This is a genomic window from Sabulicella rubraurantiaca (genome assembly GCF_017355885.1).
GTDB lineage: Bacteria > Pseudomonadota > Alphaproteobacteria > Acetobacterales > Acetobacteraceae > Roseococcus > Roseococcus rubraurantiacus.
Genome location: NZ_JAFEUU010000005.1, coordinates 38987 through 56237, shown reverse-complemented (window position 1 = coordinate 56237; position 17251 = coordinate 38987). Strand labels below are relative to the sequence as shown.

16 protein-coding genes are annotated in these 17251 nt (G+C 70.4%); 5 read left to right on the top strand and 11 right to left on the bottom strand.

Annotation, left to right across the window (positions count from 1 at the left end):
- Window positions 1-128 precede the first annotated feature (128 nt).
- The 3 genes from JTJ31_RS10630 to JTJ31_RS10620 form a co-directional block, all read right to left on the bottom strand.
- Window positions 129-767 (bottom strand): phosphoribosyltransferase, encoded by a 639-nt coding sequence (locus JTJ31_RS10630; protein WP_207538639.1) that lies wholly within the window; start codon window positions 765-767, stop codon window positions 129-131.
- A gap of 32 nt (window positions 768-799) precedes the next feature.
- On the bottom strand, window positions 800-994 hold the full coding sequence (locus tag JTJ31_RS10625) for a hypothetical protein (protein ID WP_207538638.1): 195 nt from the start codon (window positions 992-994) through the stop codon (window positions 800-802).
- Between the two features lie 82 nt (window positions 995-1076).
- Window positions 1077-1829: an SDR family NAD(P)-dependent oxidoreductase gene (locus JTJ31_RS10620; RefSeq protein ID WP_207538637.1), complete on the bottom strand. Its 753-nt coding sequence runs from the start codon at window positions 1827-1829 to the stop codon at window positions 1077-1079.
- A gap of 98 nt (window positions 1830-1927) precedes the next feature.
- Here JTJ31_RS10620 and JTJ31_RS10615 point away from each other — a divergent pair, with 98 nt between their 5' ends.
- Window positions 1928-2860, top strand: a complete 933-nt coding sequence (locus JTJ31_RS10615; protein WP_207538636.1) for a hypothetical protein — start codon at window positions 1928-1930, stop codon at window positions 2858-2860.
- Window positions 2861-2862: 2 nt separating this feature from the next.
- Here the strand turns inward: JTJ31_RS10615 and JTJ31_RS10610 are convergent, their stop codons facing one another.
- Window positions 2863-6066 carry an error-prone DNA polymerase gene (locus JTJ31_RS10610; RefSeq protein WP_207538635.1) on the bottom strand — a complete coding sequence of 1068 codons (3204 nt, stop codon included), beginning with the start codon at window positions 6064-6066 and terminating at the stop codon, window positions 2863-2865.
- On the bottom strand, window positions 6063-7484 hold the full coding sequence (locus JTJ31_RS10605) for a Y-family DNA polymerase (RefSeq protein WP_207538634.1): 1422 nt from the start codon (window positions 7482-7484) through the stop codon (window positions 6063-6065). Before JTJ31_RS10605 ends, JTJ31_RS10610 begins: the two co-directional genes overlap by 4 nt.
- Before the next feature lie 207 nt (window positions 7485-7691).
- On the opposite strand from JTJ31_RS10605, the gene JTJ31_RS10600 reads away from it, so the two are divergent.
- From JTJ31_RS10600 to JTJ31_RS10590, 3 genes are read left to right on the top strand one after another with little or no spacing between them, the layout of a single operon-like run.
- Complete coding sequence (locus tag JTJ31_RS10600; RefSeq protein ID WP_236020096.1) at window positions 7692-8669, top strand: tripartite tricarboxylate transporter substrate binding protein; 978 nt, start codon at window positions 7692-7694, stop codon at window positions 8667-8669.
- 10 nt (window positions 8670-8679) lie between these two features.
- Window positions 8680-9651 carry a tripartite tricarboxylate transporter substrate binding protein gene (locus JTJ31_RS10595; RefSeq protein ID WP_207538633.1) on the top strand — a complete coding sequence of 324 codons (972 nt, stop codon included), beginning with the start codon at window positions 8680-8682 and terminating at the stop codon, window positions 9649-9651.
- A 4-nt stretch (window positions 9652-9655) separates the two neighbouring features.
- Window positions 9656-10588 (top strand): amidohydrolase family protein, encoded by a 933-nt coding sequence (locus JTJ31_RS10590; protein ID WP_207538632.1) that lies wholly within the window; start codon window positions 9656-9658, stop codon window positions 10586-10588.
- A gap of 4 nt (window positions 10589-10592) precedes the next feature.
- On the opposite strand, the gene JTJ31_RS10585 is transcribed toward JTJ31_RS10590, so the two are convergent.
- Genes JTJ31_RS10585 through JTJ31_RS10560 form a run of 6 tightly spaced genes read right to left on the bottom strand, consistent with a single transcriptional unit; the run spans window position 10593 to window position 16419 of the window.
- Window positions 10593-11450: an isocitrate lyase/PEP mutase family protein gene (locus JTJ31_RS10585; RefSeq protein ID WP_207538631.1), complete on the bottom strand. Its 858-nt coding sequence runs from the start codon at window positions 11448-11450 to the stop codon at window positions 10593-10595.
- Window positions 11447-12289, bottom strand: coding sequence for an alpha/beta fold hydrolase (locus tag JTJ31_RS10580; protein ID WP_207538630.1), 843 nt, complete (start codon window positions 12287-12289; stop codon window positions 11447-11449). Before JTJ31_RS10580 ends, JTJ31_RS10585 begins: the two co-directional genes overlap by 4 nt.
- Window positions 12290-12324: 35 nt before the next feature.
- Window positions 12325-13287 carry a Bug family tripartite tricarboxylate transporter substrate binding protein gene (locus tag JTJ31_RS10575; protein WP_207538629.1) on the bottom strand — a complete coding sequence of 321 codons (963 nt, stop codon included), beginning with the start codon at window positions 13285-13287 and terminating at the stop codon, window positions 12325-12327.
- A gap of 12 nt (window positions 13288-13299) precedes the next feature.
- Window positions 13300-14259, bottom strand: coding sequence for a tripartite tricarboxylate transporter substrate binding protein (locus JTJ31_RS10570; RefSeq protein WP_207538628.1), 960 nt, complete (start codon window positions 14257-14259; stop codon window positions 13300-13302).
- The gene (locus JTJ31_RS10565; RefSeq protein WP_207538627.1) at window positions 14259-15449 is read right to left on the bottom strand and encodes a CaiB/BaiF CoA transferase family protein; all 1191 of its coding nucleotides are present in this window, start codon (window positions 15447-15449) and stop codon (window positions 14259-14261) included. Before JTJ31_RS10565 ends, JTJ31_RS10570 begins: the two co-directional genes overlap by 1 nt.
- Window positions 15442-16419 carry an amidohydrolase family protein gene (locus JTJ31_RS10560; protein ID WP_207538626.1) on the bottom strand — a complete coding sequence of 326 codons (978 nt, stop codon included), beginning with the start codon at window positions 16417-16419 and terminating at the stop codon, window positions 15442-15444. Before JTJ31_RS10560 ends, JTJ31_RS10565 begins: the two co-directional genes overlap by 8 nt.
- Window positions 16420-16537: 118 nt before the next feature.
- Here JTJ31_RS10560 and JTJ31_RS10555 point away from each other — a divergent pair, with 118 nt between their 5' ends.
- Window positions 16538-17236 carry an FCD domain-containing protein gene (locus tag JTJ31_RS10555; protein WP_207538625.1) on the top strand — a complete coding sequence of 233 codons (699 nt, stop codon included), beginning with the start codon at window positions 16538-16540 and terminating at the stop codon, window positions 17234-17236.
- The last annotated feature ends 15 nt before the right edge of the window (window positions 17237-17251 follow it).

Sequence of the window (17251 nt, the reverse complement as noted above, 5' to 3'; positions counted from 1 at the left end):
TGCAATGCGGTCCTGCCTATCGAGCCGATAGGCTGCGACATGCAGCGGGAGCGCCCGAAGGCAATGCCCTAGATCCAAGCCAAAGAGCGATGATGAATTCTGGCAGCTATCTCGGGCGCTGACGGGCCCTAGCTCCGGAGCAGCGCCAGCATCTCGGTCTCGTCCACCTGGCGGAAATCCTCATAGAAGTATCCGACGGCCTCGAAGGCGGTGGGTTCCTCGAGGAGGATCACCTCGTCGCACTCGGCGCGCAGTGTGGCCGCCACCTCGGATGGCGCCACGGGGGCGGCCACGATGCGCCACGCGGCGCCCATGCGCGCCAGCGCGGCCAACGCGACGCGGATCGTCGCCCCGGTGGCGATGCCGTCATCCACCAGGATCACCACGCGGCCCCTTACCGCGGGCGGCGGCATGTCGCCGAGCCAGAGCCGTCTTCTCCGCGCGATCTCCGCCATCTCATCCGCCCGCCGTTCCTCCACGAAGGAAGCGGGCACGCCGAAGGTGCGGATGATGGCGTCGTTGGCGACGAAATCCGGCGGGTCGCCTTCGACCACCGCGCCCAGGGCGAGTTCGGGCTGTCCCGGCGCGCCCACCTTCCGCGCGAGGAGCAAATCCAGCTTCGTCCCGAGCGCCTTGGCGATAGGTGCGGCCACCGGCACCCCGCCGCGCGGCAGGGCGAGGACCAGCGGCGCCGAGCCGCGCAGATGCTCCAGCCGGCTGGCGAGGAGGCGTCCGGCCTCCTCCCGGTTCCGGAAGGGCCGTGCCACGGGACAGGCCTCAGGCGGGGTGGGGCAGCGCCTCAGTCGCGCGCATTGTGCCCCTGCATGTTGCCCGCCTCGCGGAAGATGGCCTCGCCCATCTCCTCCGGCGTGGCGCGGTGGCGCGCGTCGTCCTGGCGATCGCCCTCCTGGCGCTTCGCCTCCTCCCCGCTATCGGCCGCCGTCTCGCGGCCGCTGGGCTGCGGCGCGTCCGTCCGCTTCTGGTCCTGCGCCATGGTTGCGCTCCCTCTCTGCTTCGAGCGGGTTCAACGCCCCCAGACGCCGGGTGTTGCCCCGAGGCGCCTCAACAGGAGCGCCTCAGTGGAAGACGCGCCCCGCATCGATCACCACGGTCTGGCCGGTCATGGTTCCGGTGCGGCACATGGTCACCACCATCTCGGCGCAATCGTCCTTGTCCGCCGCGCGCTTCAGCAGCGCCCCGGCCGAGGAGCGCTCGATCTGCTCCTGGCGGAGATTGGCGGTGGCGCGCGTTCCCTCCAGCAGCCCCGGCGCGACACAGTTCACCAGTACCTCCGGCGCCATCGCGACCGCCATGCAGCGCGTCAGGTGGATCAGCCCCGCCTTGGACACGGCATAGGCGATGGAGGAACCCGTCGGGCCAAGCCCAGCAACCGAGGCGATGTTCACCACCCTCCCCTGCCCTTGCGCCTTCATCACCGGGGCCACCGCCTTGGTCAGCAGCATCGGCCCGGTGAGATTCACTGTCATGATGCGGTCCCACACCTCCAGCGTCAGGGAATCCAGGTCAGGAAAGGGAATGGCGAGGTTGTAGGCAGCGTCGTTCACCAGGATGTCGATGCGGCCGAAGCGCTGCCGCACCGCGTCCACCAGCGCCTCGATCGCGGCAGGGTCCGCGAGGTCGCAGGCGAAGGCTTCCGCCTCCACCCCATGCTGGGACCGGAGGTCCTGGGCGACGCCTTCCGCTTGGTCGCGGCTGCGCGCATAGACCACGGCGATGTGCGCACCCTCGCGCGCCAGGGCGTGGACGATGCGCTGGCCCAGCCCGCCATTGCCGCCCGTCACCAGAGCGACGGCTCCCTTCAGTTCCATGGGTCCCTCCCGAGATTTCCGGCCAGAGTGGCGCGCGACGCGGGCGCCGTCACCCCTCCGGGATGCGTTCGCGGCACGAGTGGTGGAAGTAGGATGAGATGAGACGGATGCTGCTGGGCGGCGCGGTGGCGGTCGCCCTTCTGGCCTTCCTGGCGCGCGAACGCGCGGCGCAGGTCCCGGACGCGCTGTCCTGGGCGGAGGCGGTGTCCTTCCTGGCCCAGCACGAGTGCGCCGATCCGGCCCGGCTTCCGGTCGAACCCGGCTGCGCCGAGCCCCGCCCGGCCACCGAGGGCCGCCTCGCCTATCGCCGCATCGACTGGTCGGGCGTGCAGGCCAGCGATGCGGTGCTGGCCACCCGCGCCGGCAGGCCCGTCGTGGTGCAGAGCTTCGATTTCGGCGATGGCGAACGGCGCTTCGGCCGCTTCGACCAGGGGAAAGGCGATGGCGCCGACGCGGTGCGCCTCGATCGCGGCGGCGTCGGCATCTACGCCACGGAGGACGGCACGTCCGGCTTCCTGCACTGGGCCGGCCATCCCTGCCCGACCACTGCCGGCTGGCTGCTCTGGGACGGCACGCCCACGCGCGATTGGCGCGCCCGCACGGTGCGGCTCAACGGCGCGCCCGCTCGCGATGCCTGCCCGACCCAATGGAACCTCGCCTTCACGCGCTGGCGGATGGTGGAGGTGGCGCTGCCATGGCGCGACGATGCCGGCCGCTCCGGCACCCATGCCGCGGAGGCGATCGTCTCCGAGCATTTCGGTGGCGAGTCCGTCGAGCGGTCCGGCCACATGGAGCGCTTCGTCCATGCGCGCTGGCTCGGCAAGGTGCGCTGGGAGCGATGGGAGCATCGCGAGCGAACCTCCCTGTCCAACCTGACGGAAGCGGCGCGGGTACTGGCGGGAAGCGGGCGCTGCCCGGATGGCGGCGCGATGCTCGGCTCGCCGGGGCGCGACTGGGTGCTCGCCGATTGCCGGCTTTGGACGGACTATCGGCGCGGCCCGTCCCACTCCATGCCCTGGCCGCGCGATTAGCCTCAGCGGAAGTCCCGGCTGCGCCCCAGGCGCTTCGGCGCGCGTGTGCCCGGCTCGGGCCTTCGCACCTCATCCGCGTGGCCCAGAGTGCGCTCGGCCCAGCGGGTGCCGTCCTCCGACAGCCGGTCCAGCAGGGGGGAGATGTCGGTCAGACGCCGCACGATCAGATGGGTGATCGGCACCTCGGCGTGCTTCGTCTCCCGCTCCACCCGCCCTTCGGCTAGGAGGAGCCGCGCCCCGACCAGGGCTGCGCGGTCCCGCGCCGCCACCGCCTCGTAGACCACCAGATTTCCCACGCCGTGCTCATCCTCCACCGTCAGGAAGACCACGCCCTTCGCCGAGCCAGGGCGCTGGCGCATCAGCACCAGCCCAGGCAGGCGCAGCCAGCGTCCCGCAGGCAGATCGTTCAGCCGCTTCGTGTCGCCCCACCCTTCGGCATCGAGCAGCGGTCGCAGCAGCGCCAGCGGATGCCGGCCGAGCGTCAGCCCGGTAGCGCGGTAATCCTCGGCCACGGCCTCGCCCTCGGTGGGCGGCGGCAGGACGATGGCGGGCTCGGGCAAGGGGATATCCGCCAGCAGGGGCAGTTCCGGCATGACGGCCTTCGCGTCCCATGCCGCCTCGCGGCGCCCCGCGCCGAGGCTGCGGAAGGCATTGGCCGCTGCCAGCGCCGACATGGCCTTGCGGTCCAGCCGCGCCCTTCGCGCCACCTCCTCCACGCTCGCGAAGGGGGCGCCGTTGCCCGAATGCCGGGCGCGCGCCACGGCCTCGCCCGCCTCCTTCGCCAGCCCGGTCACCAGCCGCAGCCCCAGCCGCAGCGCGGCCGCGTCCTCGATCGCGCAATCCCAGCCGGAGCGGTTCACGTCCACAGGCCGCACCTCCACCCCATGCTCGCGCGCGTCGCGCACGATCTGCGCGGGGGCGTAGAACCCCATGGGCTGCGCGTTCAGCAGGGCGCAGGCGAAGATCTCCGGGTGGTGGCACTTGATCCAGCTGGAGGCGTAGACGAGGTAGGCGAAGCTCGCCGCATGGCTCTCGGGGAAGCCATAGGAGCCGAAGCCCTCGATCTGCGAGAAGACACGCTCGGCGAAGGCGGCGTCGTAGCCGCGCCGCACCATGCCCTCCACCAGCTTGTCGCGATACTTCGACACGCCACCCGTCAGCTTGAAGGTCGCCATGGCGCGGCGAAGCTGGTCCGCCTCGTCCGGCGTGAAGCCGGCGGCGACGATGGCCACCTTCATCGCCTGCTCCTGGAAGAGCGGCACGCCGAGCGTCTTGCCCAGCACCTGCGCCAGCTCGTTCGGCTGGCCGTCGCGGCGCGGTGGGTAATCCGGCTCCTCGATCTTCTGCCGCCGGCGCAGGAAGGGATGCACCATGTCGCCCTGGATCGGGCCGGGCCGCACGATCGCCACCTGGATGACGAGGTCGTAGAAGCATTTCGGCTTCAGCCGCGGCAGCATGTTCATCTGCGCTCGGCTTTCCACCTGGAACACGCCCAGTGAATCCGCGCGGCGCAGCATGGCGAAGGTGTCGGCGCAGTCGCGCGGCATGTCGTGCAGCCTGAGGTCCAGTCCACGATGCCGGCGCAGCAGGTCGAAGCCCTTGCGCAGGCAGGTCAGCATCCCGAGGCCGAGCACATCCACCTTCAGCATGCCCAGCGCGTCGATGTCGTCCTTGTCCCATTCCAGCACGGTGCGCCCGTCCATCGCCGCGTTTCCCACCACGGCCAGTTCGGTCAGCTTGCCGCGCGTGATGACGAAGCCGCCCACATGCGTCGCGGTGTGGCGCGGGAAGCCGATCAACTCCTCCGCCAGCGCCAGCGTCAGGCCGAGGCGCGGCTCCGCCGGGTCCATCCCCTCGCGCGCCGCCAGCTCGGCGAAGGAGGATTCGCGCCCCGGGCCCCAGCTGGCCTTGGCGAGGCGCGCCGTCACGTCCTCCGTGAGGCCCATGGCCTTGCCCACCTCGCGGATCGCGGAGCGGGGGCGGTAGCGGATCAGCGTGGCGCAGATCGCGGCGCGGTCGCGGCCGTAGCGCTCGTAGAGGTGCTGGATCACCTCCTCGCGCCGCTCATGCTCGAAATCGATGTCGATGTCCGGCGGCTCATCGCGCGAGGCGGAGACGAAACGCTCGAAGAGCAAATCGTGCTTGTCCGGGTCCACCGCCGTGATGCCGAGCACGTAGCAGACGGCGGAGTTGGCGGCCGATCCGCGCCCCTGGCACAGGATGGCCTTCTCCTTCGCGAAGCGCACGATCTCGTGCACCGTCAGGAAATACGGCGCGTAGCCCAGCCGCGCGATCAGCCGGAGTTCCTCGACAATGCGGCGCCGGATGCCGTCGGGGGCGCCATGGGGCCAACGCTCGGCCAGGGCTGCCTCGACCCGCGCCTCCAGCGATTCCTGCGCCGTCCGGCCCGGCTCCATCACCTCCTCCGGATATTCGTAGCGCAGCACGTCCAGCGAGAAGCCGCGCCCCGCCTCCAGCACGCGCAGCGTGTTGGCCAGGGCTTCCGGATGGCGGGCGAAGAGATGCACCATCTCCCCGGGCGGCTTCAGGTGGCGCTCGGCATTGGGCTCGGCCGCGAAGCCCAGCGCTTCCACCGTCTTGCCGAGACGGATGGCGGTCAGCACGTCGGCCAGGGGGCGGCGGGCGCGATCGTGGTAGCGCACCTCCCCCGTGGCGAGCAGCGGGCCCAGCCGCGCGAGGCGGTCGAGCCGCGCCGCCTCGCTCGCCGCCAGACGCCGGCCCGCCACGAGCAGCAGCGGCAGGGCAAGACGCCCGCGCAGCGCCGTCCCGGCGGCGACATGATCGGCGGCGAAGGCGCTGTCGAGCCGGGCGGGCGGGACGCGCGCCAGCACCCAGTCGCCTGCGGCTTCCATCATCTCCGCGCGCGCCAGATCGGGCTCACCCTTCCCGGCCCGCATCCGCCCGCGCGACAGCAGCGCCGTCAGGCGGCCATATCCATCGCGGCTCGTCGGCCAGGCGAGCCAGGCCGAGCCATCCAACAGCTCCAGCCGGCACCCCACGATGAAGGGCAGCCTCGCCGCCTTGGCCGCGGCATGGCCGCGCACCACCCCGGCCAGGCCGTTGGTGTCGCAAATCCCCAGCCCGGCGAGGCCGAGCGCATGCGCCCGCTCCACCAGCTCCTCGGGATGCGAGGCGCCGTCGAGGAAGCTGAAGTTCGAGCGGGCGGCGATTTCGGCATAGCTCATGGCAGGTGGCCCCGCAGCAACCAGCGCCACCCTGCCTCGCGCGACAGGAGCAGCCGGGCGCCGGAGGAGATCTCCACCCAGTGCAGATCGCGCGTGGTGCCCTGTCCGTGCCACCAGGGCGCTTCCAGCCGTGCCGGGCCGTCCAGCACGCGGAGCCGCCAGGACTGGCCGCGCCACAGCATCCGGGCCGGGGTGCCGTCGGGCGGCGTCACCCCGACCGTCTCCGGCTTCCGCAGCCAGAGCACGGGCCAATGGGCACTGGCCCACCCCCCGAGCATCGCGGGCAAGGACGCATGGGAGGAGACGGGTTCCGCCATGTGCTCCGGCCAATGGCTGGGGTTGGGTGCCAGGCGGCGCAGCCGCAAGCGCTGGCCCAGATGGTCCAGCGGCCCCGCGAGTTCCGCCTCGCTCCGTCCCAGGAGCGAGACCTGGGCCGCATCCTGCCGCTCGGTTTCCAGTGCCTCCAGCGCCATGCGCTCGAAGCCCAGCCCTGGTTCCAGATGCTCCATCCGGCCTGCGAAAAGCTTGGCGAGATGGGCGGGATCGCGCGAGGGAGCGCCGGTGCCGACCGTCAGCTCCTGCACCAGCCCATCCACCCGCCAGCACAGGAGGCGCAGCCGGCGCAGCCCGAGCCCCGCCGCGACGCAGCGCGCGGACAAATCCTGGAGGAGGAAGGCCAAGGCACGGTCCAGCGCAGCCCGCGTCACCAGCGGCTCCACGAAGTCTCGCTTGGCCGTGATTTCCAGCGGCGGCGCCAGGGGTTGCACGGGGAGCGGGCGCTGGCCGGTCCATCGGTCCAGCGCGTTCAGCAGGCCTTGGCCGAAGCGCAGCGCAAGCGTGGCGGGTGGCAGGGTTTGCAGGTCACCGACCCGGCGCAGGCCCAGCGCCGCCAGTTCCGCCGCCGGGATGCCCGGCAGGACGCCGAGCGGAAGCGCGCGGATGAGCGCGTCCTCACGTTCCGGCGGAATGACTCCTTCCACCCCGGCCCTGACCAGCGGCACGGCGGCATGGCCCGCCACGACCGCTCGCACGGCGAAGCCCCCGCGCCGCAAGCGCGCCACGGCGTCCTGGCGCAACGTCTCCTCGCTGCCGAACAGCCCGACGCCCGTGATGTCCACGAGGATGACATCCGGCGCATCGGTCGCGGTGAGAGGGGAGTAGCGTCGCACCCACAGGGCGAGGCGACGCAACGCCGCGGCTTCGGCGGGTTCATCGCTGCGGGCAAGGGCGAGCTTGGGAGAGATCGCCAGCGCTGTGGCGACGCTCTGGCCGGGCCGCAGGCCAGCGGCCTCCGCCATCTCATCCACGCTGACCAGCAGGCGCCGCGGGCCGATGGTGTTCCAGGTCGCTGCAGGGCCGAGCGTGCGAAGGCGGTCCGTCGGAAGGCGCGGCAGTTGAAGGGCGAGAAGGCGCCTCATCGCGCCGCTCGCGACGCGGCGTCTGGTGGCGGGATCTGGCTATGAAGAGGCGAATCGCTCGCGCGCATGGCTGCGAGGCTGCCGCCTGTTCGGGAACATTACAAGAACATCAAGGCGCCAGGGAATTGTTGACAATCATGGACCGGAGGACGACCCTCGCCGCCGAAGCGAGACCGGCACCAAGATCCGGGCTGCGGAGGACGTCGAATGGATTTGGACCAGCTGGGCCGCCGCGCCCTGCTTACCGCTGCCAGCGCAGTTCTCGCCGGTCCCGCAAGCGCGCAAGGTCAGGATTTTCCTCAGCGCCCGGTGCGCGTCATCGTCCCCTCCCCGGCTGGCGGTCCGACCGATGCGATCGCCCGTTTGATCACGCCTGCCCTGGCGGAAGGCTGGGCGCACCCGGCAGTCGTTGACAATCGCGTCGGCGGCACCGGCGTCGTCGGCTCCCAGGCTGTCGCGCGTGCCACGCCGGATGGCCACACGCTCCTGGTGAATGCCAGCATGCACGCCATCATCCCGAGCGTGATGCCGAACCTGCCGTTCCACGTGGTGCAGGACTTCACGGCGGTGGCCCTGCTCGCGACTGGGCCCTATGTGCTGGTGGCGCATCCATCCTTCCCTGCGCGTTCGCTGCCTGAGCTCATCGCGCTGGCGAAGTCTCGGCCGGGGCAGATCAACTACGCCTCCCCCGGCAACGGCACCGGGAACCACCTCGCTTCCGAGCTGTTCAAGGCGCGCGCCGGGATCGACCTCGTCCACGTGCCCTATGCGGGGGCAGCCCCGGCAACGACGGATGTGGTCGCCGGCACGGTGCCGCTGATCCTGAACAACATGATCTCCGCCGTTCCGCATATCGAGGCAGGACGCCTGCGCGCCCTTGCCGTGACGGGGCTGCGCCGCTCCCCGGCCCTGCCCGATGTCCCCACCTTCGCGGAAACCCTCCCCGGCTTCGAGGCGATCACCTGGTACGGCATGTTCGGGCCCGCAGGCCTCCCGGCGCCGCTGCTGACCGAGTTGAACCGCCGCGCCAACGCCGCCGGCCAGGGCGCGGCCGTCAAGGCGCGGCTTGCCGCGCTGGGGGTCGAGCCGGTGGCCGAGACGCCCGAGGCCTTTCGCCGCTTCGTGGAGGCGGAGGTGCTGAAATGGGCCGAGGTGGCGCGACTGTCCAATGCGCGGCTCGACTGAGGATATGGCCATGTCCCTTGCCCCGACCCGCCGCCGCCTCCTTTCCGCCGCCGCGCTGGCCGCTGGCCCTGCCGCGGCGCAGGAACGCTGGCCCTCGCGCCCCGTCCGCCTCGTGGTGCCCTTCGCGCCGGGCGGCCCTTCCGATCTTTGCGCGCGGATCCTGGCGGACCGCCTGACCTCCGTCTGGGGACAATCGGTGGTGGTGGAAAACCGCCCTGGCGCCGGCGGCAATATCGGTGCGGACCTCGTCGCCCGCGCCGCGCCGGATGGGCACACGCTGCTGGTGCCGGCCTCCTCCATCGTGGTGGCGCCCTTCCTGGTGCCGAACCTCGCCTTCGATCCGCTGCGCGACTTCGCGACAGTGACCGAGGCACTGGAATACCCGATGGTCGTGCAGGCCCATCCGAGCCTGCCGGCGCCCGACATGCGCGAGCTGGTCGAGCACGCGCGCCGCAATCCTGGCGTGGTGACCTACAGCACGGCGGGCGTCGGCAACACCAGCCACCTCGCGCCCGCGTTGTTCGGGCACATCGCGGGGGTGGAGCTGACCCATGTTCCCTTCGGCGGCGCCGCGCCATCCCAGGCCGCGGTGATCGGCGGCCAGGTTTCGATGAGCTTCAACAACCCGCTGCAATCCGTCACCGCCATCCGCGCCGGCCAGGTGCGTGGCCTGGGCGTCACCGGCCGCACGCGCTGGCGCGACCTGCCCGAGGTGCCGACCATCGCCGAGCAGGGCTTCCCGGATTACGAGGCCATCGGCTGGGTCGGCATCCTGGCCCCCGCCCGGACACCTGAGCCAGTGTTGGCGCAGCTTGAGCGCGACATGGTGGCGGTGCTTCGGGACGCAGAGATGCAGGCCCGGCTGCGCGCCGCCGGCTTCGACCCCAAGGCAGAGGGACGCGCGGCATTCCGTGCGCTGATGGAGAAGGATACGCAGCTCTGGGGCGGGTTCATCCGCCAGGCGAATATCCGGCAGGACTGACCCCTTGGACGACGCAAATCTCGACGTATTCCTGCGGGATCTCCCCATCGTGGACCCGCATCAGCATTTCTGGGACCTGAAGGCGAACGGACCGCGCTACCCGCACTGGGCGGTGAAGCCCGCGCCGTTCCGTTACGGCAGCACAGCGCCGCTCTTCGGCCGCGACTACCTTCCGGCCGACTACCGGCGCGACATGGCGCAGCACAATGTCGTCGCCACCGTGCACGTGCAGGCCGGCTGGGTGGGCGACCCGTTGGGCGAGGCGCGCTGGCTCGCCACGCTGCGCAAGGCGGAGGGACTGCCCAGCGTTGCGCTCGGCGGAGCCGTGCTTCATGCGCCGGATGCGGAAGCGGTGCTCGACGGCTTGGCCGCCTTCCCTTTCCTGCGTGGCATCCGCACCAAGCCCACGGCGGACGAGGCGCGGCCGGGCCAGCCCCGCGGCCTGCCCGGCTCCATGGATGATCCGGCCTGGCGGCGCGGCTTCGCGGCGCTGGGGAAGCGCGGAATGATCTGCGAGGTGCAGGTGCCCTGGTGGGACCTGCCCGCCATGGCCGACGCGGCACGCGACCATCCGCACGTGCCCTTCGTCCTCAACCATACGGGCCTGCCCGCAGACCGCTCGCCTGAAGGTCTCGCCGGATGGCGCCGCGCCCTCGCGCTGCTGGAGCCTTTTCCGCAGGTGCGGCTGAAGCTGTCGGGGCTGGGCCTGCCGCCGGGTGTCTGGCCCACGGAGGAGAATGCGCGGATCGTGCGCGAGGCCATCGCCATCATCGGCTGGCAGCGCTGCATGTTCGCCAGCAACTTCCCGGTGGATTCGCTGGTCGCCTCCTTCGACACCATCTACGCCGGCTTCAAGCAGGCGGTGCGCGACATGCCGCGCGAGGCGATCCGCGCGCTATTCCACGACAACGCGCGCGACTTCTACCGCATCCCGTAACGTCTCACCGCTCGACGGTTCGGCGCTCCACTTCCAGCAGCCTCTCCAGCCCCACGCTGTGCTTGAGGGCCTTGTTCTCGGCCGCGATGGAACTACCCACCAGCGGGTCGGGCGCGCCCTCGCGCAGCGCCGCGTAGCAATCCCGCAAGGCGCGATGCATGGCGAGGAGCGGTGTCTGCGCATCCACCACCAGCCGGATGCGGAGCACCTCCAGATCGGCCTTCTCCAACCCGGCTTCGGCGAGGCCGCCTGCCGGCGGCATGTACATCAGCGGCAGGTCGAAGCGCTCTGCTACCGCCCGCAACTCCTCCGGCTCGCGAGAGAGCACGAAGAGGAGATCCGCACCCGCTTCCGCCATCAACTCCGCCCGGCGCAGCGCGTCGTCGAGGCCGTGCATACGCGCCGCATTGGTGCGCGCGATGATGAGGAAGTCTGGGCTTTGCCGCACCGAGACCGCTTCGCGCACCTTCGCTGCCATCTCCTCCGGCGCGATGACGTGCTCGATGCCGATGTGATGATGCGCCCGCTTGGGCAGGATCTGGTCTTCGATCTCGATGGCCTGAAAGCCGGCGCGCTCGGCCAGGGCGATACTGCGATGGATGTGCATCGGGTCGCCCCAGCCGCAGGCGCCGTCGAGGATCAGCGGCAGGCGCGAAGCCGCGCCGATCTCGAGCCCGGCCTGGCACATCTCCGTCAGGCTCAGATTGGCCTCGGTGAAGGTGTTGGCATAGCCCGAGGCGCCGCCGCCCAGGTAGATGGCGCTGAATCCCGCTTCCTCTGCCATGCGCGCCATCAGCCCGTTCAGCACCAGGGGCGCGAAGACGGGCGGCCCTTCCCGCAGCATCGCGCGCAGCGTGGTCATGCGTCGAGGCTCCAGCGGCCGCGCTCCACCGTCGAGAAGAAATCCTGGACCGCGCGGTTGAAGGCCGCCGGCTCCTCCAGGTTGATCGCGTGGCCCGTGCGCGGATGAATCCACAATCCGCAATTCGGGATGACGCGCTTGAGGAAGACGTTCGGCTCGATGCAGGGCCAGTCCTCGTCACCCACGGCCAGCAGCGTGGGCACCTGCATGCGCCGCAGATCCTCCTCCCAGGCATAGACCGGGTCACGCATCCCCTGGTAGCGCGCCTGGGTGTGCGCCGAACCCACCGGCGAATGCTCGCGCAGATGCGCGACGAATTCATCCCAGCCGCGCGGGTCCTTCTTCTTCAGCTGGACCCGCGTGGGGCTGTGACCGGATTCCAGCGCCAGCTCGCCCCAGCCCTGGGTGCGGATGAGCTCCGCCCGTCCGGCCTGGGCCTTGCGCCACGTCTCCAGCTCCTTGAGGTCGGAGCCGGTGCCCACGCCGGCCACCACCAGCGCCGTCGCCATCTCCGGATGGCGGATGCCGAAGAGCAGCGTGGCGAAGGCCCCCATGGAAAGCCCGACTACATGGGCGCGCGGAATGCCAAGGCCACGCATCACTGCCGCGATGTCGGCCACCGCGAAATCCTGGCCATACAGCGCCGGATCGTCCGGCACGTCGGAGGGGTGGTAGCCGCGCGCGGCGAAGGTGATGCAGCGATACTCCCGCGAGAAGAAGCGGACCTGCGTTTCCCACTCGCGGTGGTCGGAGCCGTATTCGTGCACGAAGACGATCGGGTGGCCCTTCCCCGTCTCCTCGTAATACAGACGTGCGCCTTCGGCCTGGACGTGTGGCATGTCCCGCTGATTCCCTCTCCCGTTGGTGCGTTCGTTCAGTTCAGCGTGATGTTGGCGGCTTGGATGATTTCCGCATAGCGGGCCCCCTCCTCCGCCACCATCTCGGCAAAGCGCTGCGCGGTGCTGGCCACGACGAAGATGCCTGCCTCGCGCAGCCGCGCCGTCGTAGCGGGGTCGCGCACCGAGGCACGGAACGCTTCCGAAAGTCGCTCGCGCTGTGCGGCGGGCACTTCCGCCCCAGTGGCCACGCCGAAATCCGAGGCGGCGGGCACATCGCCCAGCCCGACCTCGGCCATGGTCGGCACGCCCGGCAGCGTGTCGATCCGCTCGCTGTAGCCGACAGCCAGGGCGCGTAACCGGCCATCAGCCAGGAAGGGCGTCGCCTCGGCGATGGTGGGGAACATGGTCTGCAGCCGCCCCGCCAGCAGGTCGGCCATGGCGGGCGCATTGCCACGATACGGCACGTGGACGATGTCGATGCCCGCGCGGCGCTTCAGCATCTCGGTGCCCAGATGCAGCGTGGTGCCGATGCCGCTCGTGCCATAGGACCACTCGCCGGGGCGGCGCTTCGCCTCGGCGATGAACTCCGCCACGCTGCGTACCGGCAGGCTGCCGGGCACGGCGAAGACGTGCGGCGCCAAGGTGAGGCGAGTGAGCGGCGCGAAATCCGTCATGCGGAAGGACAGGCTGGGATTCAACAGCATGACCACCGGCCAGCTTGAGCCGGTCATCATCAGCGTGGTCCCGTCCGGCCGAGCCCGCGCCACCTCCGCCATGCCGACCGCGCCGGTGCCGCCGGTGCGGTTCTCCACCACCACGGTCTGGCCGAGATGGGCGCCCGCGCTCGGCGCGACGAGGCGCGCCACCATGTCCATGGGGCCACCCGCCGCGAAGGGCACGATCAGGCGGATCGTCGGGGCGGACTGGGCGCGCAGCGGCGCCGGCGCGGCCAGGGCGGCCGAGGCCAGGAGGGCGCGGCGGCCCAGTTGGATGCTCATGGCGGTTCCCCCTCAGTCCAGGCTCGTCATGCCGGTGTGCCGGATGATGTCGGAGAAGGCGCGGATGTCGCGCTCGATCAGCGCCGCGAACTCCGCCCCGCTGCTCCCCACCGGCACCATGCCCATCCCGTCCAGCCTGTCGCGCAGCGGCGCGCTGGCCAGGGCACGGCGTGCGGCATCGCCCAGGCGCAGCTGGATCGCCTCTGGTGTGCCCGCGCGAAGGAGGAGGCCGAAGGCGCTTTCCGACACGACATCAGGGAAGCCCTGCTCGGCCAGGGTTGGCACGTCGGGCAGCCAACGCAGCCTTTCGGAGTGGATGGCGGCCAGCGGCTTCAACTGGCCATCCCGCAGGAAGGGCAAGGCATCGGGCAAGGTGCTAAACATATAGGCCACGCGCCCCGCCAGAAGGTCCGTGATTGCCGCCGCCCCGCCGCGATATGGCACGTGGGTGAGGTCGATCCCGGCACGAATGTTCATCAACTCGCCCGCGAAGTGGTTGGAGGTGGTGACGCCGAAGGAGGCGAAGGACAGACGGCCCGGCCGCGCCTTCGCATAGGCGACGAACTCCGCCACCGTCGCCACGGGCAGTGAAGCCGGCACGACCATGACATGCGGGATCACGGCCAGCCGGGAGAGCGGCGCGAGATCCTCCATCCGGAAGGGCGGGTTACGGCTGAGCAGCGGAACCACCGGCAGGTTCACCCCCGCCATCAGCGCCGTGTACCCATCAGGGGCGGAGCGCGCCACCTCCGCGCTGCCGATGGCGCCGCCCGCGCCGGTCCGGTTCTCCACCACGACAGGCTGGCCGAGATCCTCGCTCATGGGCGGCGCCAGCAGCCGCGCCAGCGCGTCAAGCGGCCCGCCCGCGCCGAAGGGCACGACCAGGCGGATGCTGCGCTCCGGCCAGGCGGCAAGGGCCGGAGCCGCCAGCGTGGTGGCCCCGATGGCAAGAAGGGAGCGACGCCCAATCATCAGATCACCCGACGCTCGCGCAGCGCCGCGATGGCGGCCGTGTCGTAGCCCAGCTCGCCCAGGATGGCGGCGCTGTCCTCGCCCTTGTCGCGCGCGGCGGTGCGGAGCCGGCTCGGCGTGCGGGACAGGCGCACGGCCTGCCCGACCAGTTCGATCGGCCCCAGCGCCGGATGCTCGACCGGCGTGGCGATGCCGAGGTGCTGCACCTGCTCGTCGGCGAAGACCTCGTCGATCCTGTTGATCGGGCCGGAGGGCACGCCCGCCTCGTTCAGCAGCTTGATCCACTCGCCGGTGGTGCGTGTCGCCAGCACCTCGCCGATCTCCCGGTTCAGCGCGGCGCGGTTCTTCGAGCGCAGCGGGGCCGTGGCGTAATCGGGATTGTCCAGGATGTGCTGCGCACCTGTCGCCTGGCAGAAGCGAGTGAAGATGGCCTTGCCAGTGGCGGCGAGGTTCATCAGCCCATCCTTCGTGCGGAACACGCCGGTCGGGATGCCGGTGGGGTGGTCATTGCCCGCCTGCCCCGGAACCTCCTTCGCGACGAGCCAGCGCGCCGCCTGGAAGTCGAGCATGGCGATCTGCGCCTCGAGCAGCGAGGACTGGACCCACTGGCCCTTGCCGCTCTCCTCCCGCTCCAGCAGCGCGATCAGGATGCCCATGGCGCAGAAGATCCCGGCCGTGAGATCCGCCACCGGGATGCCGACGCGCACCGGCCCCTGCCCCGGCAGGCCGGTTATGGACATCAGCCCGCCCATGCCTTGTGCGATCTGGTCGAAGCCCGGCCGCTTCGCATAGGGACCATCCTGCCCGAAGCCGGAGATGGAGCCATAGACGAGACGCGGGTTGATGGCGGAAAGCGACTCATAATCGATGCCGAGACGCTTCTTCACGTCGGGGCGGAAATTCTCCACCACCACATCGGCCTGCTCGACCAGGCGCTTAAGGATGGCAATGCCGTCGGGCGACTTCAGGTCCAGCGTGAGGCTGCGCTTGTTGCGGTGCAGGTTCTGGAAATCCGGACCATGCCGCGCGCCGCCGAAGCCGCCATCGGCGCCGTCCACCCCTTCGGGCGCCTCGATCTGGATCACGTCGGCGCCCCAATCGGCCAGTTGCCGCACGCAGGTGGGGCCGGACCGCACGCGCGTCAGGTCAATGACTCGAAAGCGGGCGAGTGGGCCTTGCCGCTCAGACATCGAGGTTGATCCGATAGAAACGGGCCGCATTGCGGTGAAAGAACTTCTCCAGCGTCTCGCGCGGTGCGTCCTTCAGACCTTCCAGCATCACCGACACGATCCCCTTGAAATCCGTGCTCAGGCTGGCGACCGGCAGGTTGCTGGCGAAGATGATGCGGTCAGGGCCAAAGATCGAAGCCGCCTCGCGCACCACGCGCACGTTGGATGGGATGTCCCACTTGCCGTGCGGCAGGCCGAGTTCGGAGATCTTGATGACGACGTTGGGGCAATCCGCCAGCGCCTCCAGCCCTCGACGCCAGATCGCCAGCCCTTCCTCCGACCGGTCGAGCGGCAGTCCGGTGTGGTTCACCACCATCGGGATGCCGGGGAAGGCGCGTGCCACTTCGGCGCCTTCGGCGAGGTGCCAATAGGGGATGCGCATGTCCCAGGACATGCCGTGCTTCTCCAGCAGGGCGAAGTTCCGCAGCCAGCGATTATCCTGCATCGTGCCCGGCTGCCCGGCGACGGATTGTCCTGGCCCCGGCGAGGTGACGGGGCGCGAGCGGATGCCGCGCATCAGGGGGAAGCGCGCATGGCCTTCCAGCACTTCCGCGCAATCAGGCTGGATGAAGATGACGTGGCCCACCACCGCGGAAGGCAGGCCGAAGCGCGCATGCACCTCGTGCAGCCATTCCGTTTCCTGCACCTGCTCGTTCTGCGCCCGTGCCGCCTGGATGTGGACCGTGCCGCGAATGTCGAATCCGGCGAGGTCGGCCGCATAATCCGTGGCGAGGTAGTCGCGGCAGATCTTGCGGTAGTCGCCCAGGAAGAACTTCGTGTCGTACTGGTCCTGCTTGGTGGGATAGTGCCCGGCCTTGAGGTCCCACAGGTGGTGGTGCGCATCCACGATCGGGATGTCGAGGATCGAGCGGTCGCGCAGCCCGTCCAGGATCGGCACTGGGCGCGCATCCGCCGCCATGGCTTCACTCATTCTCGCTTCCTCCGTTTCGGGAAGCGTGGCACCCCGTCAACGAATTGCCAACACATTTTCCCTGTGGCGGCGAAGCAAATCTGCCTCTATGCAGGCGAGAGCATTTCGCGAGCCAGAAATGTCCAAGAGATTGTCGGCAATAGCCGCGCCATCACCAGCGGAGGAGCCTGGCCCCTCTCCCCTCGCAGCGACGGTCGAGGCCGAGCTGGAGGGCATGATCCTTCGCGGCGAGCTGGGGCCGGGCCAGCACATCAACGAGCTGGCCCTCGCCCGCCGCCTGGGCGTGAGCCGGGGCCCGGTGCGCGAGGCGGCGCGTGCGCTGGAGCGGCAGGGTCTTGTCACCGTCATCCTCAACCGCGGCGCCTTCGTGCGGGAGTTGCCGCTGGAGGAGGCGATGGCGATCTACGAGTTGAACGCGCTCCTGCTCGGCTATGCCGCGGGGCGCCTGGCTGCGAGCATCACCGCCGCACAAGCGCTGGAGCTTCAGGCCATGGTGCAGGAGATGGAGGAAGCCGCGCGCGATGAGCAGCGCGATGTCTTCTTCGACCTGAACGTGCGCTTCCACATGCGGCAGATGGCCTTCGCCGGCAACGCCCCAGCCGAGGCCGTCTATCTTGCGCATACGCGCAAGCTGCTCCTGCTGCGTCGCCGCTCCTTCGAGACGGGGGCGCATATGGGCGACGCGAATGCCGAACACCGGCAGATCCTCGACGCCATCCTGGCCGGGGAGGTGGAGCAGGCCCGCGCCCTGGGCGAGCGGCACGGGCGGGCGGGGCGCGCGCGGCTGCTTTCCGCGATCACGGCTTCGGAACGCTAAAAAGGAGGAGACTGG